Origin of the sequence: Marinifilum sp. D714, from assembly GCF_030851345.1 — a bacterium.
GTDB lineage: Bacteria > Bacteroidota > Bacteroidia > Bacteroidales > Marinifilaceae > Marinifilum.
Map to the genome: position 1 here is coordinate 240,786 of NZ_JALPNU010000004.1, position 26,477 is coordinate 267,262.

Here is a 26,477-nt window from a genome sequence, read left to right on the forward strand (position 1 = left end):
TTATGACAGCAACAACTGAAATCAATAATATTATTAGCGAAGAGAACTTGGTTTACAAGAAAACCGATGTTCTTTTAGATAACGAAATGCACTATTGCCCAGGTTGTACACATGGTGTAATTCATAAGGTAATTGCTGAGGTTATCGAAGAAATGGATATTCAGGATAAGACAATTGGTGTTTCACCAGTAGGTTGTTCTGTATTAGCCTATAATTATTTGGATATTGACTGGCAACAAGCAGCTCACGGTCGTGCTCCTGCACTAGCTACAGCTACTTCTCGTTTAATGCCAGACAAATATGTATTCACTTATCAAGGTGATGGTGATTTGGCATCTATTGGATGTGCTGAGATCATGCATGCTTGTAACCGTGGAGAAAATATTGTAGTTGTATTCGTAAATAATGCTATTTACGGTATGACAGGTGGTCAAATGGCACCAACAACTTTGGAAGGTCAGGTAACTGCAACATCTCCTTACGGACGTGATTGTGCGACAACAGGTTTTCCAATGAAAATGAGTGAAATGGTTAGCTTGTTACCGGGTACACGCTTTGTAACTCGTCAATCAGCTGAAACTGCAGGTGCAGTAAGAAAGTTGAAAAAAGCTATTCGTAAAGGGTTTGAAAATACTAGAGAGAAAAAAGGTCTTTCTTTCATCGAAATTGTAGGAACTTGTTCTTCAGGTTGGAAATTGTCTCCAACTCAATCAAACGAGTGGATGAAAGAAAATATGTTCCCTTACTATCCATTGGGTACATTAAAAGATGAATAGAACTCCATTTTAAATCAATAAAAACTGTAAAAAAATGACAGAAGAAATTATCATTGCAGGATTTGGTGGTCAAGGTGTACTTTCAATGGGTAAAATCTTAGCTTACTCAGGTATTATGCAAGATCAGGAAGTATCATGGATGCCATCATATGGTCCTGAGATGCGTGGAGGTACTGCTAACGTGACAGTAATCTTAAGTGATGACAGAATTAGTTCACCTGTTTTGAAGAAGTTTGATACAGCTATCATTCTGAATCAACAATCGATGGACAAGTTCGAAGCTGATATTAAACCAGGTGGAACTTTACTATACGATCCAAACGGTATCACTCGTCATCCAGAAAGAAAAGATATTAACATTTTTAAGATTCCTGGAGCTGCTTTGGCTGCTGAGATGGGTAATCCTAAAACTTTTAACATGATTATTTTAGGTGGTTTCTTAAATGTGAAACCTATTGTTAAGGTTGAAAATGTTAAAAAAGGTTTGGAAAAATCTTTACCAGAACGTCACCACAAATTGATTCCCCTTAATATTGAAGCAATTCAAAAAGGAATCGATAGTGTTGAAAATGTTCAAGTGCTGTAATCACAACAGACATAACATACATTCAATAATTAAGAGGAGTTCATTGGAGCTCCTCTTTTTTTATATTGCATAATTAACAATTTCTAACTGTTTTGTTCAGTTAGAGTGGTTTAACAGTTTAATACATCGTTTTATCGAGTTAAATCTGAGTTTATCCAAAAAAATTGAAATTGGTGATATAATCATCTAATATTGTTTAGCAGTTTTAGATTCGAGTAGAATCCAATTAATAATGTAAAACAATATAAAATGATGATGAAAAAGCTTCTACTACTTTCATTGCTAGTTGTATTCGGACTGGCAAGTGGCTTTTCCCAAAATGGAAAAATTGAGTTTGAAGAGTATGATTTGGACAATGGCTTGCATGTTATCTTGCAGCAGGATCATACTACACCAAACATTGTAGTTTCTGTGATGTACCATGTTGGTTCTAAGAATGAGAATCCAGAACTTACTGGATTTGCACATTTCTTCGAGCATCTAATGTTCGAAGGAACCAAAAACATTCCTCGTCACCAATACGACAAATATGTGTCAAGAGCAGGTGGTGAGTTGAATGCAAATACTTCTACTGATAGAACTTATTACTTTGAAATGCTTCCATCAAACCAGTTGGCATTAGGCTTATGGTTAGAGTCGGAAAGAATGTTGCATGCAAAAGTTGAAGAAGTCGGAATTAAAACTCAAAAAGGAGTTGTAATTCAAGAGAAGAAGCAACGTTACGATAATCCTCCCTATGGTACCATCCTGCCTCAAACTATGGCTCATGCTTACCAAAAGCATCCATATCGTTGGACTCCAATTGGAGATGAAGAGCACATTAGCAATGCTAAGGATGAGGATTTCTTGAACTTTTACAAGGAGTTTTATGTGCCAAATAATGCTGTTTTGACTATTTGTGGTGATTTTGACAAAGCGGAAGCGAAAAAATTAATAAATGATTATTTCGCTGAAATTCCAAAAGGAACTAAAGAGATTTATCGTCCAAATATTGTGGAGCCTAAAAAAACTGCCGAGGTTCGAGATACAGTATTTGATAATATTCAATTGCCAGCAGTTATTCAAGCATATCACATTCCAGCTGTAGGAACTCCTGATTTTTACGCTGTAGATATGTTATCAAAATTGATGACTGATGGAAAGAGTTCTCGTCTTTATAAAGAATTGGTGGATAATCAGCAAAAAGCAATTCAGTTGATGGCTTTTCCAATGCCATATGAGGATCCAGGTTTGACTCTTGCTTTTGGTATTCCAAACATGGGAGTAGATCCTAAAGCTTTAGAGGATGAAATGGACAAGCAGTTTTCTGTAGTAAGAGACGAATTAATCACAGATAGAGAATTCCAAAAGCTAAGAAACAAAATTGAGAATGAGCTTGTAAGTTCAAATGCAACGATTGCCGATCGAGCAGAAAACCTTGCTACTGCCTATACTTACTTTAAAGATACAGAAAGAGTAAATATGGAGCTTGAAAAATACTTTGCTGTAACAAAAGAAGATATTAGAAATGTTGCTAAAAAGTATTTCGTTCCTGAGAACAGAGTTGTTTTGTATTACTTGCCAAAGCAGAAATAGTATAGAAGTTCTTAATTGAAATTTCCAGAATAGAAAATATATGAAAATGAAAAACTTATATAGATTTTTAGCACTTGCTGTTGTTGTTTGTTTCGTATTTACAGCTAGTGCTCAGGTTGACCGAACAAAAGCTCCTAACGCGGGTCCGGCTCCAAAAGTACAGTTGGGTGATTACGATAGTTTTACCCTTAAAAATGGAATGAAAGTTTTAGTGGTTGAAAACCACAAGTTACCTCAAGTTGGTTTTGCAATCTCATTGTTGAATGATCCGATTGCTGAAGGCGACAAAGCGGGTTATTTGTCGATTATGGGACAATTGCTTGATCGTGGTACAGTAACAAGGTCTTCAAAACAAATTGCTGATGAAGTTGATTTTATCGGTGCTGATTTAGGTGTGTCTTCATCTGGAGTTGATGCTGGTGGCTTGTCAAGATATAAGGAACAAATTCTTGAATTGATGGCCGATGTATTATTGAATCCAACTTTTCCACAAGAAGAATTTGATAAAATCGTAAAACAAACTTTATCAGGTTTGGAAGCCAATAAAACAGATCCTAAATCAATGGCAGGTAATATGAGAAGTAGAGTGCTTTATCCTGCAAATCACCCTTACGGAGATGTTGTAACTGAAGAGACTGTTAAGAGTATTACTGTAGAGGATTGTAAAAAGTACTATGAAACCTATTTTAAGCCAAATAAAGCATTAATGGCAATTGTTGGTGATATTACCACTAAAGAGGCTAAAAAGTTGGTTAAAAAGTATTTTGGAGAGTGGGAAGATGCTAAAGTTCCAACTCATACTTATGAAACGCCTGCAAAAATAGAAGGTAAGCGTGTGGTATTGGCAAATAAAGATGCTGCTCCTCAGTCTTTGGTGAGAATCTACAACTCATTTGAATTGAAGAAAGGTAATCCTGATGTAATTCCAGCATCAGTTATGAATGCAATGTTAGGACGTGGTTTTTCTGGGTTATTAATGAAAAATTTGCGTGAAGATAAAGCATATACTTATGGGGCAGGTTCCAGATTATATTCAGATAGATTGGTAGGTGGTTTTTACACTAGTTCAGAAGTTAAAGCAGAAGTAACTGATAGCGCTTTAATGGAAATGGTTGTTGAGATGAATCGAATCAGAGATACGAAGTTGACTCAAGATCATTTGAATATGACCAAAGCAACTATGGCAGGTGACTTTGCCAGATCTCTTGAAGATCCAGGTACTATTGCAAGATTTGCAATGGCCATTGAACGTTACAACTTGCCATCTGATTATTACGCAACTTACCTTGAAAAATTAGACAAAGTTACTTTGGAAGATATACAAGCTATGGCTAAAAAGTATGTTGATCCTAACAACGCAGTTTACTTGGTTGTTGGTGATAAGAAATACAAAAAGCAATTGGCCAAATTAGACTCTGATGGTGAAGTTGAAGAGTATGACTACAAAGGTGATATTGTAAAAGAAGATCCTAATGCAATTCCAGAAGGATTGACATGTAAATCAGTAATTGAAAATTACGTTGCTGCAATTGGAGGTCGTGATAAGTGGGAGGCTGTAAAAGACATCAGTATTAAAGGCGAAATGAAAATGGGTCCAATGAGCATTAATGTTGAGACAGCACAGAAAAACAATGAGAAATTCTGTATGAAAATGACCATGAACGGACAGGTAATGCAGGCGATGTATTATAATGGAACCGCTGGTAGAGTAGTTGCACAAGGACAGGAAATGGCAGCTAATGAAGCACAATTGGCAGGATTTAAACAACAAGCACAAATGTGTCCTGAGCTTTCTATGGAAAAATTAGGTTATGAAATGAAACTTGTTGGTGCTGAAAAAGTTGATGGTGAAAAAACTTATAAGATTGAAATTAAAGATCCACAAGGAAATTCAAGATTTGATTTCTTTAATGCTAGTACAGGATTAAAAGTTAAGACCGTTGCTCAGCAACAGAGTATGAGTATGATCATGTTGTACAAGGATTATAAAGAAGTTGATGGTGTAAAGTATCCATTCCAAACCATTACTAAAATGGGACCACAGGAAATGCCTTTAACCATTAAAGAATTGCTTGTAAACAAAGGTGTCGATGATGCAATTTTTAACTAATAGAATTAGATAATATATTAAAAGAGGCTGCAATTGCAGTCTCTTTTTTTTGTTTGAATACTTTTGAAATAAGGATTTTAGATGATATAAAATTTATTTAGAATCAAATTTTAGAAAAATAATTTAAATTTCCTTTGCAGATTAAAAATAATATCTACCTTTGCACTCCGATTCGGGAGTGTAGTGGTTAGGCACGTTGAACGAATCAACATTTCAATATGAATTGTATAAGGTTTTAGGGTTAAAGTTTCGTATTGGAAATCATTTTGGGTTAGAAAAAGGCAGGTGGGGACCTGCCTTTTTGTTTTTATTACTTTTCGTAGAAGTGCATTTCTTTTAGATACTTGTATGCCGCCTCAGGCATAAAATACGGAATGTCTTTCTTTTCCTTTATGGCCTCCCTAATAAAACTAGATGATATTTCCATAAGTGGTGCATTCACCAAATGAACATTGCCATTTAGTTCAACTTCTTTATCTTTAAAGCCAGGTCTGGGATACACATACAAATCATGTTCTAGCAGAATTAACTCGTAGTTTTTCCACTTTTTGAAATTTTTTAGATTATCCGAACCCATTATTAAAGAAAAATTATATTCGGAATATTTCTCTTTTAAATAAGTAAGCGTATCTATAGTATAGGAAGGTTTAGGTAAGCCAAACTCAATATTCGAGGCTTTTAATTTAGGATATGCTTCAATTGATCGATTTACTAACTCTAACCTGTGATAATCGCTAAGTAAGCTTGATTTTTGCTTAAAAGGGTTTTGAGGACTTACTACAAACCAGATTTGATCCAAATCGGAGTATTCGGCCATGTAATTTGCAATGGCCAAATGTCCAATGTGAATTGGATTGAATGATCCAAAATATAATCCAATTTTAAGCTTCATATTACTTTTTTATAAATTCGCTTACAGTGTTTTCAGCTTCTTGTAAAGCATCCTCAAGCTTGTCGTTAATAATCACCATATCAAACTGATCTGCAAATCCCAATTCAAATTGGAATTTTTTAATTCGTTCAGCAATCACTTCATCACTATCGGTATTTCTTCCTCTTAATCTTTTTTCTAACTCTTCAATCGAAGGGGGTTGAATAAAAACAGCCAAAGCATCATCTTTATAGTATTTTTTGATGTTTACACCACCTACGACGTCAACATCAAAAATTACATTGTTGCCTTTATTTCTAATCCGATCAATTTCACTTTTTAAGGTGCCGTAAAAACATCCTTCATACACTTCTTCCCACTCCAAGAACTCATCATTTTCAATTTTTTGTTTAAATTCCTCTGTGCTTAAGAAGTAATAATCCTTACCATGTACTTCGTTGCCTCTGTTGGCACGACTGGTTGCTGAAACAGAAAATTCAAGTCTAAAATCCTGTCCAAGTAAATGACGAACAATGGTTGTTTTACCTGAACCACTTGGAGCTGAAAAAATGAATAATTTTCCTGACATATTTTAGTTGTGTGTTGTTTTAAAATTATAAAAAAGCGCAGAGTTTTGACCCTACGCTTCTGTTGAATTTAGTTTTTTATCTTACAAGACGTTTAGGAGCTGTTCTTTTATCTTCTCCAACTCGTCCTTCATCTGAATCACTATTTTTTGGATATCAGAATTGTTTGCTTTCGATCCCAAAGTGTTTATCTCCCGACCAATTTCCTGAGCGATAAAGCCTAATTTTTTACCGATTGAATTGCCATTGTTAGCCGTTTCAATAAAGTATTTGCAGTGGTTTGCCAAACGAACTTTTTCCTCGGTGATATCTAATTTTTCAAGATAATAGATAATCTCCTGTTCGAATCTGTTTTTATCTACATTTTGCTTTTCAACAAATTCTTTCAGGTTATCATTAATTCTTGTTTTAACGGTTTCGATACGGTTTGCTTCGTATTGAGGAACTTCTTCCAATAGTTTTTCAATATTGGCAATTCGTTCGAATATATCCACTTGTAAAGCTTCCCCTTCTTGCTTTCTAAATGAGTTTAAGTCAGCAACTGCTGATTTAAATCCTGCAAAAATTTGATTCCATTCTTCTTCGTCTAGCTCTTGGTGCTCTGTTTTTAGTGCATCAGGAAGCTTAACAATGGTTTGAAGAATAGGCTCTTTATCCATAGGAATACCTAATTCTGAAGAAAGTTCGGTAAGCTGTTGATAGTAAGCCTCAACAATTGGTTTGTTTATTTTAGTTTCTTTATCGGTACCAACACTCTCTATAAAAACGGATAGTTCAACTTTACCACGTTCAAGTTGATTTTTGATTTCGTTCCTAAGAACCAAATCCTTTTCTTTATAAAGGTTCGGAATTCTGGTATTTATATCCAGCTGCTTGCTGTTTAGAGACTTAATTTCGATGGAAACCTTTTTGTTTTCCAATTCTAGAGTGGCTTTACCAAAGCCGGTCATCGATATTAACATATACGAAATATTTATTTCCGCAAAGGTAAGAGATTGAAGTGGAATTACAAACTAATTGGATTGTAGGAATCAAGCTTTGTGAGGAACAACCGATTTGCTTTTCCATTTTCCTGTCAAATAGTATAAATAGGAAAGGAGTGCTCCCATTGACCATCCAATAGGAATAGACCACCAAATTCCTGTTTCTCCAATTTCAGCAGAAAGAAAATATGCACAAGGAATCCTAATGATCCATAATGAGAATAGGGTGATGAACATTGGTATTAAGGTGTCTCCAGCTCCGCGTAGTACACCATTTGTTGTAAATAGAGTAGAAAATAACAGGTAAAAGGAACTTACAATGATTAAGTACTTTTCGCCAATTGCAATTACGTTGGGATCAGTGGTAAACATTTTCATGAGTTGACTTCCGAATATCACAATTATGGCAGTCATTAAAATGCAGAACAGGTTCGACATTAAAAATGTTGCCTTAAATCCTTTTCGTACTCTTTCTATTTTATTGGCTCCCAAATTTTGCCCTACGAATGCAGCTACGGCCTGAGAAAAGTTCATTGCAGGCATCATGGCTAGTGAATCTATCCGGCCGGCAGCCGTGTAAGCCGCAATAACATCGGTTCCAAAAGTGTTCACAATTCCTAGCAAAGCCATCATTCCAATGGCTACAAATGTATGCTGAATTCCCGAAGGCAAACCAATTTTTAAACTCTTGATGAAAAGATCTTTATCAAAACTGAGTTGCGATAGAGAAAATTTCATGATTTTATGAGTCCGATTAAGGTATAAGATTCCTGTTACAAATGCTCCTCCTTGGGCGATTACCGTTGCCCAGGCGGCTCCTGCAATTCCCCATTTAAATACCATTACAAAAAGAACATCAAATAGGATATTAAAAAGCGATGCTAGAATTAAAAAATAGAGAGGGGTTTTAGAATCTCCCAAACCTCGTAGAACCGAACTTGTACCATTAAATCCAAAGAACAGGATCATTCCTGCCATATAAATGTTTAGATAAGTAGTAGCCTGTGGAATTAACTCAAGCGGCAATTGCAAAAGAAGAAAAAGCTCTTCGCTATAATAAATGCCAAATATGGATGCAAACAAACCTGCTACAAACAGGAATATATACATTGTATCGATAGATTTTTTAACGCTGTTAATATCCTTTGCACCATAAAATTGCGATATAACAATAGAGAAACCGGAACCAATTCCGATAAGCAATGCAATAAGTGTGAAAATGATTGGAAATGATGCACCTACAGAAGCCAAGGCCTCTTTCCCCAAAACTTTACCAACAATAATGCTATCAACAACATTGTAAAGTTGTTGAAATACATTTCCCAATAGCATTGGGAGTGTAAAATTAAAAATTAGTTTGCTTACGTTTCCGCTTGTAAAATCTTTCATTCAGCCTTTTTGTAGAAATACAAAGCTCTCAATTTTATCATCATTCTCAAAAAAATCTCAAATGTTTAACAGTAGTTAACAATTAAGCACGTTCACTTAATTCCAGCCAACGCAATTCTTTTTCATCAATCAAGTTGATTACTTCTTCAATTCTACTTGCTTTTTGCATCAACTCATCGTTAGCTAATGTACCAGAGCTCATCGCAGTTTCCAATTCCTCTTTTTCAGCATTTAATGCTTCCAATTCAACTTCTAATTGCTCAAATTCACGTTTCTCGTTAAAAGAAAGTTTTTTTGCAGTATTATTAGACTTTGGTTTTTCTTTTTTAGGTTTTGCAGGCTTTTCAATTTTCTTAAGCTCCTTTTCCTCTTCAGCAATTGTGTCACGGTAAATTGTATAATTTCCCGGAAAGTTTCTGATTTTTCCCATTCCTTCGAATGCAAACATCTGGTCAACCACTTTATCCATAAAGTAACGGTCATGAGAAACAATGATTAAGCAACCTTTAAAGTTCATCAGATATTCTTCTAAAACATTCAGAGTCATGATATCCAAATCATTTGTAGGCTCATCCAAAATTAGGAAGTTTGGATTTTTCATTAAAACCGTCATCAAATACAAACGGCGTTTTTCTCCACCGCTTAATTTTGATACATAGTTGTATTGTGTTTTTGGTGGAAATAGGAAATATTCCAAAAACTGGGATGCCGACATTACCTTGCCATTACCTAGATCAATTGATTCAGCAATATCTTTAATTACATCAATGATTCTCTCATTTTCATTTATTGTAATTCCATCCTGCTTGTAGTAACCGTAAACAACGGTTTCTCCTATTTCAATTGAGCCCGAATCTGGTTCAAGATTTCTGGTAATGATGTTTAGGAAAGTAGATTTTCCAGTTCCATTTTTACCAACAATACCAATTTTTTCTCCACGTTGAAATTTGTAACTGAAATCTTCAAGAATTTTTAAATCACCAAAGCTCTTGTACAAACCTTCCAGTTCTAAGATTTTCTTTCCCAGTCGAGATGATTTGATATCCAACTCCATACTGTCTTCCTTAAAACCCGCTGCTGCTTTTTTCTTCAGATCGTAAAAAGCATCAATGCGATACTTTGCTTTTGTTCCGCGTGCCTGAGGCATTCTTCGCATCCATTCCTGCTCTGTTTTTAAGAGCTTTTGAGCTTTACCAACTTCCGCATTTATATTTTCAATTCTTTCGGCTCTTTTCTCAAGATAATAGGAATAATTGCCTTTGTAAGTGTAAATGGAGTTCGCATCCATTTCAATGATTTCATTACAAACTCGATCTAAGAAATAACGATCGTGAGTAACCATCAGCAGGGTTCCTTTCGATTTGTTCAAATATTCCTCCAACCATTCAATCATTTCCAAATCCAAATGGTTGGTGGGCTCATCCAAAATCAAAAAGTCAGGATCTGTAATCAACACTTTTGCCAATCCAACTCTCTTTTTTTGTCCACCAGAAAGTTGTCCTATTACCTGATCGAAATTGGTGATTTTAAGTTTAGACAGAATTTGCTTGACTTTATTTTCGTAATCCCAAGCTTTGTATTGATCCATTTTCTCGAGAATCTCAGTCATTTTTTCCTGATCATTCGAGCTAATTACTTTTTCATATTCCCTGATTACAGAAAGTACAGGATCATCGGAGTTAAAAACTTCGTTAAGAACTGTGTTGCTATTTTCCAGATTAGGATTTTGCTGTAAGTATGCAATTTTGATATCATTACGAAAAATTACATCTCCAAAATCTTGAGAGTCGATTCCTGCAATAATATTTAGAAGGGAAGTTTTTCCGGTACCATTTTTTGCGATCAATGCAATTTTTTGCCCTTGGCCAACACCAAAACTGATGCCTTCAAATAATGTTAGATCTCCGTAACTTTTGCTTAGGTTTTCAACCTGTAAATATGATATCATTGTGTTATTCTCTAAAATTGTGATGCAAATTTAAGAATAAGTATCTCAATACTTACTTTTCTGCAAGCAAATAAGGTTTTTCGTAAGAGTTTATTAATTTCGTTAGCTCGCAATTGTAAAACAATACTAACTATGCGTAAGAAAGAAAGATTTGAAAAAATAATAGCTTGGTTTCAGGAGAACATGCCAATTGCTGAAACAGAATTAAACTATACTAATCCCTACGAGTTGTTGGTTGCCGTTATATTATCGGCTCAATGTACCGATAAAAGGGTTAACCAGATTACACCTCCATTATTTGAAAAGTATCCCACTGCATTTGATTTATCGCATGCTACTCAGGATGATATTTTCGATTTGATTCGATCCTGTTCGTACCCAAATAATAAGGCGAAGCATTTGTTAGGAATGGCAAAGATGCTGGTTGAGGATTTTAAGGAAGTGGTTCCCGATGATGTTAAAGAACTACAAAAGCTTCCTGGAGTTGGAAGAAAAACTGCGAATGTAATTGCTTCGGTCGTTTACGATAAGCCTGCAATGGCGGTGGATACTCATGTTTTTAGAGTTTCGGAAAGGCTAGGGTTAACAACCAAATCAAAAACACCATTGGAAACAGAAAAGGTTTTGGTGAGTTATATTCCAGAGGAATTGATTGCTACTGCTCACCATTGGATAATTCTTCATGGTAGATATGTTTGTTTGGCTCGCAAACCCAAATGTAAACCATGTGGATTGAAAGAGTATTGCAGATACTTTCAAAGAGAAGAAAAGAAGAAAGAAAAGAAATAAAAAAAGCCTCGTTTGAGGCTTTTATATTTTAAAGAAACAATAGCAGACTTACCGCCATTACAGCCATTCCTGCAATTAATCCATAAATTGCATTGTGATGTTCTCCATATTCTTCTGCAGTAGGCAATAGTTCGTCCAATGAAATGAATACCATAATACCTGCAACACCTCCAAATAATACACCAAAAATTGTATTGTTTAGACCTAACACAGAATAGATAAGAATAAATCCAATTAAAGCTCCAATAGGTTCTGCCAAACCAGAAAGAAATGATAGTAAGAATGCTTTCTTCTTGCTACCAGTAGCATAATAAATTGGCACAGAAACAGCAATTCCTTCAGGTACGTTATGAATTGCAATGGCAACAGCAATTGGAATCGCAATTGTAGGATCGGCAAGAGCTGCTGCAAAAGTTGCTAATCCTTCAGGGAAGTTATGTATTGCAATCGCCAATGCAGAGAATATGCCCATTCTCATCAATTTTTTGTTTTTGATATTTGTCTCGTCAATGTCTTCAATCTTTTTAACCTCATGCGGATTTTCAAAAGAAGGAATTAATTTATCTATGATTGCAATAAATAAAATGCCACCGAAGAATGAAAGCACAGTATACCAAGTTCCTGCAACTTCACCATGATCAGTAACCAAAGCATCTTTTGCTTTCTGAAAAATCTCAACAAGAGATACATAAATCATTACACCAGCTGAAAACCCTAGAGATAGAGATAAAAATTTGGTATTGGTTCGCTTTGCAAAAAAGGCTATAGCACTTCCTATCCCTGTAGACAGGCCTGCAAATAGAGTCAAACCAAATGCTATTAATACTGTTGTAGTAGAATATTCGAATTCCATGTATTGTTTTTTAGTCTGTTTAATTTTTTGTTGCAGTAAATATAATGATTAATTGGAATAATTCTAAATAAGAGTTTAGGATGTTAACATCTTGTTTTGATTGAAACCAAATAGTAATTTTATTTACAAGTGATTTATAAATTAAAAACGAATTGTTATGGCTTACATTATATCAGATGATTGTACCGCTTGCGGTTCTTGTATAAATGAATGCCCAGTTGATGCAATATCAGAGGGGGATATTTATGTTATCGATCCAGATACTTGTATTGACTGTGCTGCTTGTGCAGAAGTATGCCCGGTAGAGGCTATTTCAGAAGCTGATTGATTTAGCTAAATGTCTGAATACTTGAGAGGAACCTTGTGAGGTTCCTTTTTTATTTTTGTATTTAATGAAAAAAAATCATTAAATTAATAGGGAATTTGATCAGAAGATCATCTTTTATATAGGGGACCTTAATTTTTAACTTTGAATAACATGTCAAATTTTTAGGAAATTGATTGTTATTATTAATTCTACTAACTAAAAAATCTTTAAAATGAAGTTACTATCTGTAGTATCCATGAAACATTTTTATTAACATCAAATTAGTTTTATAATTTGATTCGTTATTGAATCCTTTTTTGTCGACAGTGGGATTTAATAAACTGACCTAACTCTCTGTTCGCCTTAAGCCCAAATCCACCACCATTTTATTGTAATTGCATAGCCTGCTTGGTTTTGTAAGAGCGGTGTTACGCTTGTTTAGACTAGACTAATATAGTTGTAGGTGCATGTCTGTACACGCTATTTATATGGTTTGAATTAGCATTTGGTGTTTTAAGGATTGAAAAAATTTATCGGGTGCAAGTCCGATCCTTACTGATGTAATTCTAACAAAAAATGAAATTTATGAAAAGACTGATATTTATTGTTTGTGCTATTATCATGTCAACTCAATTGATAAGTGCTCAAACAAAGCAGGTTTCAGGTACAGTAACAAGTGCCGATGATGGCATGGGAATGCCTGGTGTTTCGGTCGTTATTAAGGGTACAACCTCAGGAACCAGTACTGATATTGATGGAAAATATACCATTGAAGCAAGATCTTCAGATGTATTGTTATTTAGTTTTGTAGGTATGCAATCTCAAGAAATTCAAGTTGGTGACCAAACTATTATCAATATTAGTTTGAGTCAACAAACAGTTGGAATGGATGAAGTTGTTGTGGTTGCCTATGGGTCTCAACGAAAAAGAGATTTAACGGGTTCTGTAGCAGGTATCAAATCGGAACAATTGGAAAATGTTCCAATTCCAAGTTTTGAGAATGCACTACAAGGTCAAACTGCAGGGGTGCAGATGAATACAAGTTCACGTACGGGAGAGGCCAATTCTGTTCGTATTCGAGGAACTTCATCTATTGGAGCTAGTTCACAGCCTTTATACGTAATTGACGGTGTACCCCAAGGGGATTACATCATAGGTTATACTGGAAATAATACTCAACAATCGCCATTGGCTAATATTAATCCGAACGATATTGAGTCCATACAAGTGCTGAAAGATGCAGCATCTTCTTCTTTGTATGGTGCGAGAGCATCAAATGGGGTGATTTTGATTACAACCAAAAGAGGTAAGGCTGGAAAAACACAAATTGATTTTTCTTATTATGGAGGTATTTTAAAAGAAACTAATACGTTCGATGTTTTAAATGGATCTCAATTCGCAGAACTTTGGAATGAATCAAATTTTAATGCTGGCGATTCTGATCCTCAAATTTTAGGAAGTCCTGAAGAGCAAATAAATACGGATTGGTGGGATGCTGTATCCCGAACAGGTAGTATTCATGAATGGAATTTATCAGCAAGAGGGGGGAATGAAAAAACTCAGTTTTACTCTGGTTTTAGTTATAGACAAGAAGAAGGTTATACTATTGGTGATGAATTTGATCGACTTTCAACACGTTTAAATGTTGATCACAAGTTTTCTGACAAATTGAAATTTGGTTCTAATATTGGATTCTCGCGAGTCGTGAATCAAAGAATTTCGAATAACAATTCGGTTTCATCACCTTCAACATCTGCATTTCTTAACTATCCAAATGTTCCAATTTATGGTGATGGTTCAGAGCTTTATGGCCCTGAAGGAACATTTTATGATGGAAGAGGGGTAAATGTATTTAATAACATTGCCTATAACTTGGTAAAGGAAGATCAGGAAAATTCACATGAAGCAATTACAATTCGACCTTTCATTAATCTGTTTGCAGAGTATGAAATTATTCCTGATTTGGTTTTTAGATCAGAATGGGGATTGGATTATATAGATGTTTCAGAGAAAGTTTTTTGGGGTGTTAATTCTGGTGACGGTGGTGGCTCAGGAGGAATTGGACAAGCACTTAGCTACAGAAGAACAAACTGGATTCAAACACAAACTTTACGATACTCAAAGACTTTTAATGAAGTTCATAATTTCTCTGCATTGTTAGGTTTTTCTTATCAGGAAACTCGTTCAGAGAATTCAAATGTTACAGGTGAAGGATTTCCAAACAATGACCTTAGCTCCTTAGACAATGCTGCAAATATAACTAATGGCGGTAGTTCTATATCTGATGTTGCTCTTGATGGATATTTTTCAAGAATCAATTACAATTATGACAATAAATACTTTGCTGAGTTTTCATTAAGACGAGATGGTTCATCTCGATTTGGTGAAAATGATAAATATGCATATTTTCCAGCTGGATCCTTAGCTTGGGTAGTTAGTGATGAAGATTTTTTGAGTGAAAACGAATGGTTAACATTCTTAAAAATACGTACTAGTTATGGCTTAACTGGTAATTCTGAAGTTTTATCAGATGCAACATCAGAGGCTACAGGTGCAAATTTTCCATCTAGGGGATTATATATTGGAGGATCTGATTACGCTGGGCAGCCTGGGTTGGCGCCAAGTCAACTAGCTAATCCTGATTTAAAATGGGAGCAAACAGCTCAATTTAATGTAGGTTTAAATATAGGATTATTTAATAATCGAGTTGAGTTTGAGGCTGATTACTATATTAAAAAGACAAAGGACTTGTTGTTGAATGTTATTTTACCATCAGTAAGTGGGTACGAAGACTATTTCGACAATATTGGGAAACTAGAAAATAAAGGGTTCGAATTTAATTTGAATACCAGAAACTTTGTTAAAGATTTTAAATGGAGTACCAACTTTAATATTGCATTTAATAGGAACAAAATAACTGATCTGGATGGTCAGATAATTACGAATGGTATTTCTCGTGCGATTGAAGGAGAACCAATTGGTGTATTCTTTACTGTTAAATATGCAGGTGTTGATCCAGATAATGGTGATGCATTGTATTATGATCTTGAAGGAAATAAAACAAGTACCTATAGTGATGAATTTAGACAAATTGTAGGAGATCCAAATCCTGATTTTACAGGTGGTTTGACAAACACATTCTCTTATAAGGGAGTTGACTTAAGTATTCTTTTACAATTTGTTTATGGAAATGATATCTATCGTGATGCTGGTCGATTTGTATCTAATAATGCAAATAGTATTTGGAATCAGTCAGTTGATCAGCTAAACAGATGGCAGAAACCTGGCGATATCACAGACGTGCCTAGAGCTGAACTATTCTCTGGGAATGGATCTGGTCGTTCTTCTCGTTGGATTGAAGATGGTTCATACTTAAGGGTTAAGAATATCACTCTTGGTTACACATTGCCTAAATCAATAGTAGAGCGATTAAACTTAAGAAATGTTAGAGTTTTTGCTCAAGCTCAGAATTGGTTCACTTTTGATGATTATAAGGGACATGATCCTGAGGTCAGCTCTGAAGGAACTGTGAATATTGGTCAAGGGCAAGACTTCTTCCAAGCGCCTCCTTCTAAGACATTGACATTTGGAGTAAATATTGGCTTATAATTTAAAAACTAGAATCATGAAAAAAATATATTTAATCATGGTGTTTTTTCTGGCATTCTTAACTTCTTGTGAGGATGAGTTAGATACAACACCTTTTCAATCAGTTGATGATAATGCGGTGTTTACTACATTGCAAGGGTTTGAAAATGCAGTTGCAGGTGTTTACGATGGATTGCAGGATGCTGATGTTTATGGTGCAAATGTGGTTCAAGATGCTGAAGTGAAGGCTCAATATGTAATTTGGGGTGGATCATTCACCAGTTACTCAGAAATTGCATCGAAAACTATGGCCACCGTTAATGCAGAATCTACACGTTTGTGGGTGGATGGATACGATGTTATTAATCGTGCGAATAAAGTTTTGGATGCATTAGTTGATGGACTTGATGATCCTGCATTTTTAGAAGTTGAAGATCGAATTAAAGGAGAAGTCCTATTTGCACGTGCCATTACTTACTATGAGTTGGTTCGAAATTTTGGACTGCCTTATAATGCTGGATCAAGTTCCGATCCCGGAGTACCAATAATTTTAACTGGTACTTCAGATGTTAGTGATGCCCAAAGTGGGACAACCAGAGCAACAGTGAGTGAAGTTTTTAGTCAAATTATCAGTGATTTGAAAGAGGCTGAAACATTATTACCTGCTGCCGCGAATTTTGAAAGAGCAAGCATGTATTCTGCAAAGGCATTTCTAGCTCGAGTTTATTTAACTATGAAGGACTATACCAATGCAAACACCTATGCAAATGATGTAATTGATAATGGAGGTTTCTCATTAGATGGAAATCCCGCAAGTTCATTTGGTCCTGCAAGTTCGCTTGAATCTATATTTGCAATAGTTCACACTTCAACAGATAATTTATCTAATACCAATGCAGGTTTGAATGACTACTTCTCGCCAACTGAGAGAGCAGATATTTCAATTCCACAGAGTACCTTAGATTTATTTCCAGCTGGAGATACGAGGTTGAGCTCATTGTTTATTGAAGATGATGATCAAATGTGGTCGAATAAGTGGATAGCGGATGATGCCAATCTTCCTATTATAAGACTAGCAGAAATGTATCTGATTAGTGCTGAGTCATTATATGAATTAGGAGGAAGTGAAGGGGATGCAGCCGATATATTAAATGTAATTAGAAATAGAGCAAACTTAGCTGACATAACAGTAACAGGAACGGATTTGAGAGATTCTATCAGAATGGAATTTATTAGAGAGTTTGTTGCAGAAGGTCATGCAGTATATGATCTTCAGAGATGGCAATTACCAGTTGGTTATAGTCTTGCTACGCGAGCAGGAGAAACTGTGCCTTGGAACGATCCAAGTTTGGTTTTCCCAATTCCACAGCGAGAAATTGATGTTAATTCAAATCTTTCCCAAAATCCCGGATATTAATTTCCCGTGTGGTTAGTAGAATTGAAAAGGGGCTCGAATGAGCCCCTTTGTTTGTATTTTTTTAGAATCCGTTTAACTCCATGGTTACGGTTGGGATTAGCAATAAAAGTCCTAATAAGAGCAAGATTGCCATAAATCCGCCAATCCATTTTACCCACTTGTCGTAAGGAATTTTTGCAACTCCAAGAACGCCGATTAATACGCCTGAAGTTGGAGTAATCATGTTGGTAAAACCATCACCAAACTGAAATGCCATTACTGTTGCTTGACGTGATACTCCAATCAAATCAGAGAACTGAGACATCATAGGCATGGTTAATGCTGCTTTTGCCGATCCAGATGGGATGATTACATTAATGATATTTTGAATCAGATACATGATAGATACCGAAGCCATCTTACCAAAATCGTTCATCGATTGTGAAATGTAGTACAAAATAGAATCGATTACGTTTCCTTCTTCCAAAACAATTAGAATACCACCTGCTAAACCAACAATCATTGCAGCAGAAAGGATGTCTCGTGATCCTTCTAGGAATAGGTTTGTGATTTCGTTGGCAGTATTATTGAATGCAATACCCGAGAAAATACCCATTGCAAAGAATAAGGTTGCAATCTCCATGATGTACCATCCATATCCCATTACGCCAACAATCAGGTAAATTATCGTGAAAAGTAAAAGGTTTAGAATGTAGAAATGTACCGATTTACGAAGAGATATAAGACCTAGAATTGCGAATAATCCTGTAACAATTGGAAGGACGTAGGTTGTCATTTCCGAATTTCCAACTTTTAAGGTACTCATTGGATAGTGGTAAGAGAATACTACCATTGTAATTAAAAGGATAAAATAGGTCACCCATGCCGATTTTGGAGTATAGAATTCCAACTCTTCCATATCCGTATCGGTATGTTTTCTCCAGTAAGCATCGTCGGTGTAAACCAATGATGCTTGTGGGTTTTTGCGAATTTTAGCAGCATATCGTAATATGAATGCAAATCCTATTACATTTATTACTACCCAGCAAAACAAACGGTACTCAATACCTGAGAATAATGGCAAATTCGATAATCCTTGCGCAATACCAATGGTAAAAGGATTTAGAAGCGCTCCTGCAAATCCTAGACCTGCAGCAACAAAACAAATGCAAACTCCAACAATGGAATCATATCCCATTTTAATGGACATTGGAACAAAAATGATTACAAAGGCAATGGTTTCCTCGCTCATTCCAAATGTGGCACCAAAGGCACTAAACACCAGCATAATTAAGGTTAGTATAATATTGTTGACCCCAATTTTCCGTATGGTTTTATTCTTCTCGAGTTTTTGAGTGAACTTCAGGAAGGAATAGATTCCTACATCAATAGATTTACTGGCATTCATAATCCAGAATGCACCACCAATTACCAAAATAAACATGATAATATCGGCCTTGTCAACAAATCCTTTAAAGAAAGAAGAGAAAATTTCCCAGCTTTGTCCCTGACTTTCTATTTGATGATATGACCCTTGAACAATAACTTCACGATCAGTTCCATTTACATTTACTGTTGTTCGTTCAAACTCTCCTCCTGGGATTATCCAGGTTAATATTGCAGATAATACAACTATTGCAAATACAATTACATAAGTGTGTGGTATCTTTTTAAACATATAGGTTGATTTAGATTGTGTTTTGGTTTTACCCCTTAAAATTGAATGCGTAAAAATAGAAAAATATGTACAGAATCAGCGATATAAAATAATTTTAAAGAGCAGATCGAAAAGGTTTGCAATTTGTCCAGAATTAGATAATATTTGCATGTTAAAGTGAATAAGTGGATTTGAATTGAAACTGTGAAACCTTCAGTATTAATTCTTCTCTTCAAATTGTTCATTATGATTTGCTAATTATTAATTGAAATAGATATGAAGTTGTTAATAAGTAATATAAAGACTCTTGTTCAGGTTGAAGAAACTCCTCGTAAGTGGGTTGCCGGAACCGATATGGCAAATTTAAATTGCATTGATAATGCGTATTTGCTTATTGAAGATGAGAAGATCTCTGATTTTGGCAGGATGGAAGATATGCCCAATTACGATGAAATGGAAGGATTCGATCATGTGGAGGAGATCGATGCTACAGGTCGTATGGTATTCCCATCATTCTGCGATTCGCATACACACCTTGTATATGCTGGTAGTCGCGAGATTGAATATACCGATAAGATTAAAGGTCTTTCTTATGAAGAGATTGCAAAGCGTGGTGGTGGAATTTTGAATTCAGCTAAACGCATGCACGATGCGACGGAAGATGAACTATACGAAGCAGCAATGGAACGCATTCATGAAATCATTAGCATGGGAACCGGTGCGGTTGAAATCAAGAGTGGATATGGTTTGACAGTTGAGGATGAGTTGAAGATGCTTCGAGTAATCAAGCGAATTAAAGAAACAACTCCGTTAACCGTTAAATCGAGCTTTTTGGGTGCACATGCTGTTCCTGCTGAATACAGAGGTCGACAGGGAGAGTATGTTGATTTGGTAATCAACGAAATGATTCCTCTGGTTGCAGCAGAAGAATTGGCAGATTACATTGATGTGTTCTGTGATGAGGGATTCTTTACCGTAGAAGAGACTGATCGTATTTTGAATGCAGGGATGAAGTATGGTATGCGTCCTAAAATCCATGCCAATGAGTTGGATTACTCGGGAGGTATTCAGGTAGGAGTGAAGTATAATGCACTTTCGGTTGATCACCTTGAGTTTGTTGGAGAGGAAGAGATTAAGTGTTTGAAAGGTTCTGAAACCATGCCAACTGTTTTACCAGGCGCAGCTTTTTTCTTAAATATGGTTTGTTCGCCAGTTCGCGATATGATGAATGCCGGATTACCAGTTGCCTTGGCTTCTGACTTTAACCCAGGTTCATCGCCATCGGGAAATATGAAGTTCATTATGTCTTTGGCATGTATCAACTACAAAATGCTGCCACAGGAGGCTGTGAACGCTACAACCATTAATTCGGCTTATGCAATGGGTGTTCAGGAAGAGTTGGGAAGTATCGCACGTGGAAAAATTGCAAATGTTTTCATCACCAAAGAAATTCCATCGGTTGAGTTTATGCCATATGCTTATGGAAGTAATTTAATTGATGCGGTAATTTTGAGAGGACAAAGATTGTAAGATCTAGGTTCAATGATATAGCTTAAAGCCTGTCAGTTTTCTGACAGGCTTTTTTTACGATGAGACTTTGGAATTGATCAAGAGAAAAAATAAATCAATGAAAAAGGAATGTTTGTACTACAATTGAGGATCATATGAAAATGTTGAGGCAAGACTTTATTTTTTTAACATTTTACAGTGATAGGATCTTATGTTTTTAAAATAAAGTGTACATTTACAAAACATATGATTAGTTTATAGTTGTTTTATGAATAAAATTACCTTGTCTATTTGTTTTTGCTTGCTTGTTATGGTGGGTAAAACATGTTTTGCTCAATCTGATATTGAGTTGAAGTACGAAAGAAAAAGTGATAATAGTGTTGATTTTACCTATTCCAAAAAGGTGTATGGAACGTACTATTTGCTAATTAAATTTGATAATTTAGCCAATGCCATGCAAACAAGTTATGGATCGCATGTAAGTGGACGTACAGGTCGTTTTTTTACTCTAAAACCAAAAAATCCGGCTAATGGGATAGGATTTTCTTATACTTACATTTTTCAGAGGGGAAAGGTGAATCCTAAAATTAAAGATGATATGGTTTATATGTTGCCTTTTAAACCAGGCACAAAAGTAAAAGTGCGTAAAGCAGAATACATGGGACTTACTTTTGGAAAAGGGTCTCCTGATGACTTTAATGCATTTGTGTTTAATATCGAAAAAGAGGAGCTTGTTGTTGCTGCACGAAAAGGATTGGTAGTGCAAGTTGAAGATAAACATATAGCTGATACAACCCGAAAATACAGTTTTGTGAGTTCTGCAAATAGAGTACTTATAGAGCATAAAGATGGAACTTTAGCTGAATACTCTGGATTTAAATCAGGAACAATAAATGTAAAAGAAGGTGATACGGTAAATCCAATGGATCCAATTGGAATTGCAGGAAGGTTCGATTCTAATAAAAATTGCAGGCTTACATTAATGGTGTATTATCTTAAAACCAAAAAATTGTTTAATTTGAAAAAAGAGGAAAATAAACACAATCAATACGGATATGTGAATCCAATTTTTTACTATAAAGGAGGGCAAGCCTTACTGCTTCCAAACAACTACTATTCTTCAGACTGTAATGATGAGTTAATTACCCAGGAGTTTAGCAGACGAGAAAAAAAGAAATATATAAGTAAATTATAAAAAAGAAGAGCGATGAAATTTCATCGCTCTTCTTTTATTTTTATAATCCCAATAACATGTTATCCGGATCTTTTCCGTCGAACAACATCTTGTGTGGATTTTCAATCATTTCTTTGATTTTTACCAGGAATCCTACCGAATCCTTACCATCAATTACACGGTGGTCGTAAGAAAGCGCAATGTACATCATAGGGCGAATTTCCACTTTGCCATTTACGGCAACTGGTCGCTCAACAATATTGTGCATTCCTAAAATTCCTGATTGTGGAGGGTTGATAATTGGAGTACTCAAAAGAGATCCAAACACACCACCATTGGTAATGGTAAAGGTGCCGCCGGTCATTTCGTCCAGGCTAATTTTTCCAGCACGAGCTTTGGTGGCCAGTTCCATTAGTTTCTTTTCAATATCAGCCAAACCTAATGATTCTGCATTTCTGATAACAGGAACCATTAATCCTTTCGGCGTTTGTACAGCAATAGCAACATCGGCAAAATCAGGTGTTACAATTTCTTCGCCATCAATCATCGAGTTCACCATTGGGTGAGCCTTTAAGGCCTCGGTAACCGCTTTGGTAAAGAATGACATGAAACCCAATTTGATGTCATGAGTCTCAACGAATTTCTTCTGATACTTTTTTCTTAGCTCCATTACTGCACTCATGTCAACCTCGTTAAAGGTGGTCAGCATGGCAGTTTCGTTCTTAACTGATACCAAACGAGCACTTAACTTCTTACGAAGATTGGTCATTTTAGTACGCTTCTCTTCGCGAGATATTGTTTTTGGCTCTGCCGATACAGCAACAGGTTGGTTGTTTTTGTTGTCAACAACTGCTTGAATATCTTTTTTCGATAATCTTTGCAAGCCTGCAATTACATCATCAACCGAAAGTTGGTTTTCTTCCATCAGCTTTTTGGCAACCGGAGAGATTTTTACATCCTTGTAATTCTCCGATTCGATATTGGCTGCCGGAACTGAACTTGCTGCTTCTTTAGCTTTCTCTTCAACAACTTCTTCTTTTGTCGCTTCGGCCTTTGGACTTGGAGCTTCACCAGCAAAACTGGTATCAATTTTACAGGCTACAGAACCCACTTCAACTGTATCACCTTCTTGTGCAAGAATTTCAATTTTTCCGCCTTCATCAGCAACCAAAGTTAGAGTTGCTTTGTCCGATTCAATTTCAGCAATGTCTTGATCTTTTTCAACAATATCGCCATCGGCAACAAACCAATTGGCTATTTCAACTTCAGAAATGGATTCTCCAGGACTTGGTATTTTTATTTCAATCATTGGGATATGTTTTCTTGATAGTTTTCTACATTAATAATTTGCTCTTCTTTTCCTCAAAGTATTCATGAGTTTGCAAGATTTCTTCGTGAGAACTTCCTTCAACACATTGTAATCCGCAATATTTTAGTTTTCTATCACAATCACATTTTCTAAATACTTTGTTGATGATTTCGCTTTGTCCAAGCATGTGGATTTTTGCCAAACCTGTTGCCGGGCTACCACTAGCCTGACGAGCTACAGGAACCAATGAAACCTCCTTGTTGCGGAAGTTATAATTCATAAATGTCCAAGCTCCCATATTTTCAGGTTCTTCCTGAACCCATAAATGAAGGATAGCATTCGGATATCTTTCCAATACTTTATCCACTTGCTGATGTGGGAAAGGATACAATTGTTCCATTCTCACCAATGCAACATCTTGAGCATTCAGCTTTTCTTTTTGTGCCAATAAGTCAAAGTATACTTTTCCTGTACAGAATACAACTCTTCTCACTTCTTCGGAGATTACATTGTTGTCATCAATTACTTCCTGGAATTTGCCTTTGGCCATTTCGTCCAGACTTGATACACAAGCAGGATGGCGGAGCAAACTCTTTGGTGAGAAGCAAATTAATGGTACTCTGATATCTCTTTTTACCTGTCTGCGCAACATGTGGAACAAGTTGGCAGGAGTAGTTGGGTTGGTGATTTGCATGTTGTTGTGTGCACAAAGTGTCAGGAAGCGTTCCATTCTGGCACTTGAGTGCTCGGCTCCTTGTCCTTCATATCCATGTGGCAAATACATAACCAAACCATTCTTAATTCCCCATTTGTCTTCAGCAGCACTAATGTACTGATCAATTACAGCTTGTGCCACATTGTGAAAATCTCCAAACTGGGCTTCCCAAATGGTTAATCCTGATGGATGAGCCAAAGCATATCCATATTCGTAACCCAACACGCCATATTCACTTAATGATGAATTGTAAACATGGAATGGTGCCTGATTTTCAGAAAGATTTTTAAGTGGGAAATATTTCTTGTCGGTATCCTCAATCACCAAGGCTGCATGTCGGTGCGAGAAGGTTCCGCGCTCAGAATCCTGACCACTAATTCGAACAGAATTTCCTTCGGTTAACAAACTTGAGTAGGCTAACATTTCACCCATTGCCCAGTCAAGCTGATCGTTTTCCACCATTTTCTTTCTATCGCCCATTAACTTACCAATCTTTTTGAAGAATTTTAAATCTTCAGGCAGAGAAGTAAAGTTATCAGCTAATGATAGTAGTGTCTTTTTATTCACTCCAGTTTCAGGAGAAGATTCGAAATCAGATTCAACTGAATATCGAATGCCTTTGTAATAATTATCCAGAAATGGCTGAATAATAACCTTATCGAATGTTTTAGATAGCTCAAACTTGTCATCCAACAGTTTGTTGTAATCCAAATTAATGGTTTTTACTTCTGCTTGAGAATAAATGCCTTTCTCAATCAAGTGAGCTGCATAAATATCTCTAGGATTTTTATGCTTGGCAATCTCCTTGTATAAAATTGGCTGAGTAAAACGAGGTTCATCACCTTCATTATGTCCATATTTTCTGTACGATAGAATATCAATGAAAACATCGGTATTAAATTCCTGACGGTATTCCATTGCCATCTTAATGGTAAAGATCAAAGCTTCAACATCATCACCATTCACATGGAAAACAGGGCAGCGAGTAACCTTGGCTACATCGGTACAATAAGTACTCGATCTGGCATCCAGGTAATTGGTTGTAAATCCAACCTGGTTGTTGATTACCAAATGGATGGTACCTCCTGTTTTATATCCCTTCAGTTGAGACATCTGAATGATTTCGTATACGATGCCTTGTCCTGCAATGGCAGCATCACCATGAATCACGACCGGAACCAATCGATCTTGATTGCCTTCGTAATCATTGTCAATTTTTGATCGCGAAATTCCTTGAACCACGGCACCAACAGTTTCCAAATGTGAAGGATTCGGAGCCAAATGTAGTTTAACTTCACTACCATCGTCAGTTTTTACTGTATTGCCATATCCCAGGTGATATTTTACATCTCCCAAAGCAATGTCTTCTTCGTATTCTTCACCAACGAATTCCTTAAAGATATTCTCGTATGGTTTCTCAAGAATATTGGCTAAAACATTTAGTCTGCCTCGGTGAGCCATACCAAAAATGAACTCCTGAACACCCAACTCAGCACCACGCTCAATCATGGCATCCAAAGCAGGAATAAGAGTTTCAGCCCCTTCCAATGAGAACCTTTTTTGTCCCACAAATTTCTTGTGGATATAGTTCTCGAAACCAACAGCCATTCTTAAATGGTAGTAGATGTGCTTGCGTTGCTCATCGGTAAACTGTGGAGTATTCTTCGAACTCTCCATTTTCTTTTGCAGCCATCGTAACATTTGCGGATGACGAACAAAAACATATTCGGCACCTACCGATTTACAATAAGTCTCTTGCAGGTGAGTTACAATATCTTTTAATTTTGCTACTCCAATACCAATTTCTTTCCCTGCATGAAATGGGGTTTCCAAGTCAGATTCTGCCAGATCGAAGTTTTCAATATCCAAAGTAGGGTAGTATTTTCTTCTGGTTCTAACCGGATTGGTTTTAGTAAATAAATGCCCCCTTTGTCGATAAGCTTGAATCAAGTTCATTACATTAAATTCCTTACTCATTGATTCGCTGGCAGGTAAGCTTTCGGTACTTTCTTGTTTTATCGGAAAATTAGCCGATGCGAAATCGAATCCCTGGAAAAACGTTCTCCATGTTTCTTCCACCGAATTGGGATCTTTTTTATAGGATTGGTATAGTTCATCAATATAGTCGATTTCACTATTACCCAAAAAACTGAATTTATCCATAGAATTGTTTGTTGTACTTGTCTGATTTTTGTTGTTGCTTAAACAAATGTATTAATTTTGAAATGGAACAAGTCATGATAAACTGTAATAAAAGACCAAAAAGTCATTTTTTTTTCTAATAAGCTTATAGACATTTTCTATGAGCTGATATTGTTTAACATTTGCAGAAAAAATGCAGAGCTATTTTTTCGT

19 protein-coding genes are annotated in these 26,477 nt (G+C 35.9%); 10 read left to right on the forward strand and 9 right to left on the reverse strand.

From position 1 onward, the window contains the following. Window positions 1-2: 2 nt before the first annotated feature. The 4 genes from M0051_RS06255 (at window position 3) to M0051_RS06270 (ending at window position 5,047) form a co-directional block, all read left to right on the forward strand. Window positions 3-776 carry a thiamine pyrophosphate-dependent enzyme gene (locus M0051_RS06255; protein WP_306740675.1) on the forward strand — a complete coding sequence of 258 codons (774 nt, stop codon included), beginning with the start codon at window positions 3-5 and terminating at the stop codon, window positions 774-776. A 34-nt stretch (window positions 777-810) separates the two neighbouring features. Further along, window positions 811-1,362 carry a 2-oxoacid:acceptor oxidoreductase family protein gene (locus M0051_RS06260; protein WP_120241564.1) on the forward strand — a complete coding sequence of 184 codons (552 nt, stop codon included), beginning with the start codon at window positions 811-813 and terminating at the stop codon, window positions 1,360-1,362. Window positions 1,363-1,611: 249 nt separating this feature from the next. Next, a complete protein-coding gene (locus M0051_RS06265; protein ID WP_306740676.1) occupies window positions 1,612-2,937 on the forward strand; it encodes a pitrilysin family protein in 1,326 nt (441 codons plus the stop codon). 46 nt (window positions 2,938-2,983) lie between these two features. Then, window positions 2,984-5,047, forward strand: coding sequence for an insulinase family protein (locus M0051_RS06270; RefSeq protein ID WP_306740677.1), 2,064 nt, complete (start codon window positions 2,984-2,986; stop codon window positions 5,045-5,047). 310 nt (window positions 5,048-5,357) lie between these two features. Here the strand turns inward: M0051_RS06270 and nadD are convergent, their stop codons facing one another. The 5 genes from nadD to M0051_RS06295 all read right to left on the reverse strand — a co-directional run bounded on the left by nadD (window position 5,358) and on the right by M0051_RS06295 (window position 10,825). Continuing rightward, entirely contained in the window at window positions 5,358-5,939 is a 582-nt protein-coding gene (gene nadD / locus M0051_RS06275) for a nicotinate (nicotinamide) nucleotide adenylyltransferase (RefSeq protein ID WP_306740678.1), read from the reverse strand. A gap of 1 nt (window position 5,940) precedes the next feature. Continuing rightward, window positions 5,941-6,507, reverse strand: coding sequence for a guanylate kinase (gene gmk / locus M0051_RS06280; protein ID WP_306740679.1), 567 nt, complete (start codon window positions 6,505-6,507; stop codon window positions 5,941-5,943). 81 nt (window positions 6,508-6,588) lie between these two features. Continuing rightward, window positions 6,589-7,467, reverse strand: coding sequence for a YicC/YloC family endoribonuclease (locus M0051_RS06285; RefSeq protein ID WP_306740680.1), 879 nt, complete (start codon window positions 7,465-7,467; stop codon window positions 6,589-6,591). A gap of 69 nt (window positions 7,468-7,536) precedes the next feature. Continuing rightward, window positions 7,537-8,877 (reverse strand): MATE family efflux transporter, encoded by a 1,341-nt coding sequence (locus M0051_RS06290; RefSeq protein WP_306740681.1) that lies wholly within the window; start codon window positions 8,875-8,877, stop codon window positions 7,537-7,539. Window positions 8,878-8,959: 82 nt separating this feature from the next. Further along, complete coding sequence (locus M0051_RS06295) at window positions 8,960-10,825, reverse strand: ABC-F family ATP-binding cassette domain-containing protein (protein WP_306740682.1); 1,866 nt, start codon at window positions 10,823-10,825, stop codon at window positions 8,960-8,962. Between the two features lie 132 nt (window positions 10,826-10,957). Here M0051_RS06295 and nth point away from each other — a divergent pair, with 132 nt between their 5' ends. Further along, a complete protein-coding gene (nth, locus tag M0051_RS06300; protein WP_306740683.1) occupies window positions 10,958-11,614 on the forward strand; it encodes an endonuclease III in 657 nt (218 codons plus the stop codon). Window positions 11,615-11,642: 28 nt separating this feature from the next. Here the strand turns inward: nth and zupT are convergent, their stop codons facing one another. Further along, window positions 11,643-12,467 (reverse strand): zinc transporter ZupT, encoded by an 825-nt coding sequence (zupT, locus tag M0051_RS06305; protein ID WP_306740684.1) that lies wholly within the window; start codon window positions 12,465-12,467, stop codon window positions 11,643-11,645. Window positions 12,468-12,624: 157 nt separating this feature from the next. Between zupT and M0051_RS06310 the strand changes: the two genes are divergently transcribed. From M0051_RS06310 to M0051_RS06320, 3 genes are all read left to right on the forward strand, one after another. Further along, window positions 12,625-12,795 carry a DUF362 domain-containing protein gene (locus M0051_RS06310; RefSeq protein ID WP_306740685.1) on the forward strand — a complete coding sequence of 57 codons (171 nt, stop codon included), beginning with the start codon at window positions 12,625-12,627 and terminating at the stop codon, window positions 12,793-12,795. A 564-nt stretch (window positions 12,796-13,359) separates the two neighbouring features. Continuing rightward, entirely contained in the window at window positions 13,360-16,383 is a 3,024-nt protein-coding gene (locus tag M0051_RS06315; protein WP_306740686.1) for a TonB-dependent receptor, read from the forward strand. A 16-nt stretch (window positions 16,384-16,399) separates the two neighbouring features. Then, on the forward strand, window positions 16,400-17,779 hold the full coding sequence (locus M0051_RS06320) for a RagB/SusD family nutrient uptake outer membrane protein (RefSeq protein ID WP_306740687.1): 1,380 nt from the start codon (window positions 16,400-16,402) through the stop codon (window positions 17,777-17,779). Window positions 17,780-17,840: 61 nt separating this feature from the next. Here M0051_RS06320 and M0051_RS06325 read toward each other — a convergent pair whose 3' ends face one another. Next, on the reverse strand, window positions 17,841-19,436 hold the full coding sequence (locus M0051_RS06325) for a YfcC family protein (protein WP_306740688.1): 1,596 nt from the start codon (window positions 19,434-19,436) through the stop codon (window positions 17,841-17,843). Between the two features lie 255 nt (window positions 19,437-19,691). Here M0051_RS06325 and hutI point away from each other — a divergent pair, with 255 nt between their 5' ends. Together hutI and M0051_RS06335 are read left to right on the forward strand one after the other, a co-directional pair. After that, window positions 19,692-20,945 (forward strand): imidazolonepropionase, encoded by a 1,254-nt coding sequence (hutI, locus tag M0051_RS06330; RefSeq protein ID WP_306740689.1) that lies wholly within the window; start codon window positions 19,692-19,694, stop codon window positions 20,943-20,945. A gap of 247 nt (window positions 20,946-21,192) precedes the next feature. Then, window positions 21,193-22,119, forward strand: coding sequence for a M23 family metallopeptidase (locus M0051_RS06335; protein WP_306740690.1), 927 nt, complete (start codon window positions 21,193-21,195; stop codon window positions 22,117-22,119). Between the two features lie 40 nt (window positions 22,120-22,159). Here M0051_RS06335 and odhB read toward each other — a convergent pair whose 3' ends face one another. Beyond that, a complete protein-coding gene (gene odhB, locus M0051_RS06340) occupies window positions 22,160-23,407 on the reverse strand; it encodes a 2-oxoglutarate dehydrogenase complex dihydrolipoyllysine-residue succinyltransferase (protein WP_306740691.1) in 1,248 nt (415 codons plus the stop codon). A gap of 25 nt (window positions 23,408-23,432) precedes the next feature. Further along, a complete protein-coding gene (locus tag M0051_RS06345; protein ID WP_306740692.1) occupies window positions 23,433-26,285 on the reverse strand; it encodes a 2-oxoglutarate dehydrogenase E1 component in 2,853 nt (950 codons plus the stop codon). Window positions 26,286-26,477: the final 192 nt, after the last annotated feature.

Excerpts from the sequence above, each read along its gene's own strand:
- M0051_RS06270 (WP_306740677.1), top strand. The coding sequence starts at position 2,984 with ATGAAAAACTTATATAGATTTTTAGCACTTGCTGTTGTTGTTTGTTTC.
- M0051_RS06345 (WP_306740692.1), bottom strand. The coding sequence starts at position 26,285 with ATGGATAAATTCAGTTTTTTGGGTAATAGTGAAATCGACTATATTGAT.
- M0051_RS06320 (WP_306740687.1), top strand. The coding sequence starts at position 16,400 with ATGAAAAAAATATATTTAATCATGGTGTTTTTTCTGGCATTCTTAACT.
- gmk (WP_306740679.1), bottom strand. The coding sequence starts at position 6,507 with ATGTCAGGAAAATTATTCATTTTTTCAGCTCCAAGTGGTTCAGGTAAA.
- nth (WP_306740683.1), top strand. The coding sequence starts at position 10,958 with ATGCGTAAGAAAGAAAGATTTGAAAAAATAATAGCTTGGTTTCAGGAG.
- nadD (WP_306740678.1), bottom strand. The coding sequence starts at position 5,939 with ATGAAGCTTAAAATTGGATTATATTTTGGATCATTCAATCCAATTCAC.
- M0051_RS06260 (WP_120241564.1), top strand. The coding sequence starts at position 811 with ATGACAGAAGAAATTATCATTGCAGGATTTGGTGGTCAAGGTGTACTT.
- M0051_RS06265 (WP_306740676.1), top strand. The coding sequence starts at position 1,612 with ATGATGATGAAAAAGCTTCTACTACTTTCATTGCTAGTTGTATTCGGA.
- M0051_RS06290 (WP_306740681.1), bottom strand. The coding sequence starts at position 8,877 with ATGAAAGATTTTACAAGCGGAAACGTAAGCAAACTAATTTTTAATTTT.
- M0051_RS06335 (WP_306740690.1), top strand. The coding sequence starts at position 21,193 with ATGAATAAAATTACCTTGTCTATTTGTTTTTGCTTGCTTGTTATGGTG.
- M0051_RS06325 (WP_306740688.1), bottom strand. The coding sequence starts at position 19,436 with ATGTTTAAAAAGATACCACACACTTATGTAATTGTATTTGCAATAGTT.
- odhB (WP_306740691.1), bottom strand. The coding sequence starts at position 23,407 with ATGATTGAAATAAAAATACCAAGTCCTGGAGAATCCATTTCTGAAGTT.
- zupT (WP_306740684.1), bottom strand. The coding sequence starts at position 12,467 with ATGGAATTCGAATATTCTACTACAACAGTATTAATAGCATTTGGTTTG.
- M0051_RS06315 (WP_306740686.1), top strand. The coding sequence starts at position 13,360 with ATGAAAAGACTGATATTTATTGTTTGTGCTATTATCATGTCAACTCAA.
- M0051_RS06295 (WP_306740682.1), bottom strand. The coding sequence starts at position 10,825 with ATGATATCATATTTACAGGTTGAAAACCTAAGCAAAAGTTACGGAGAT.
- M0051_RS06285 (WP_306740680.1), bottom strand. The coding sequence starts at position 7,467 with ATGTTAATATCGATGACCGGCTTTGGTAAAGCCACTCTAGAATTGGAA.
- M0051_RS06255 (WP_306740675.1), top strand. The coding sequence starts at position 3 with ATGACAGCAACAACTGAAATCAATAATATTATTAGCGAAGAGAACTTG.
- M0051_RS06310 (WP_306740685.1), top strand. The coding sequence starts at position 12,625 with ATGGCTTACATTATATCAGATGATTGTACCGCTTGCGGTTCTTGTATA.
- hutI (WP_306740689.1), top strand. The coding sequence starts at position 19,692 with ATGAAGTTGTTAATAAGTAATATAAAGACTCTTGTTCAGGTTGAAGAA.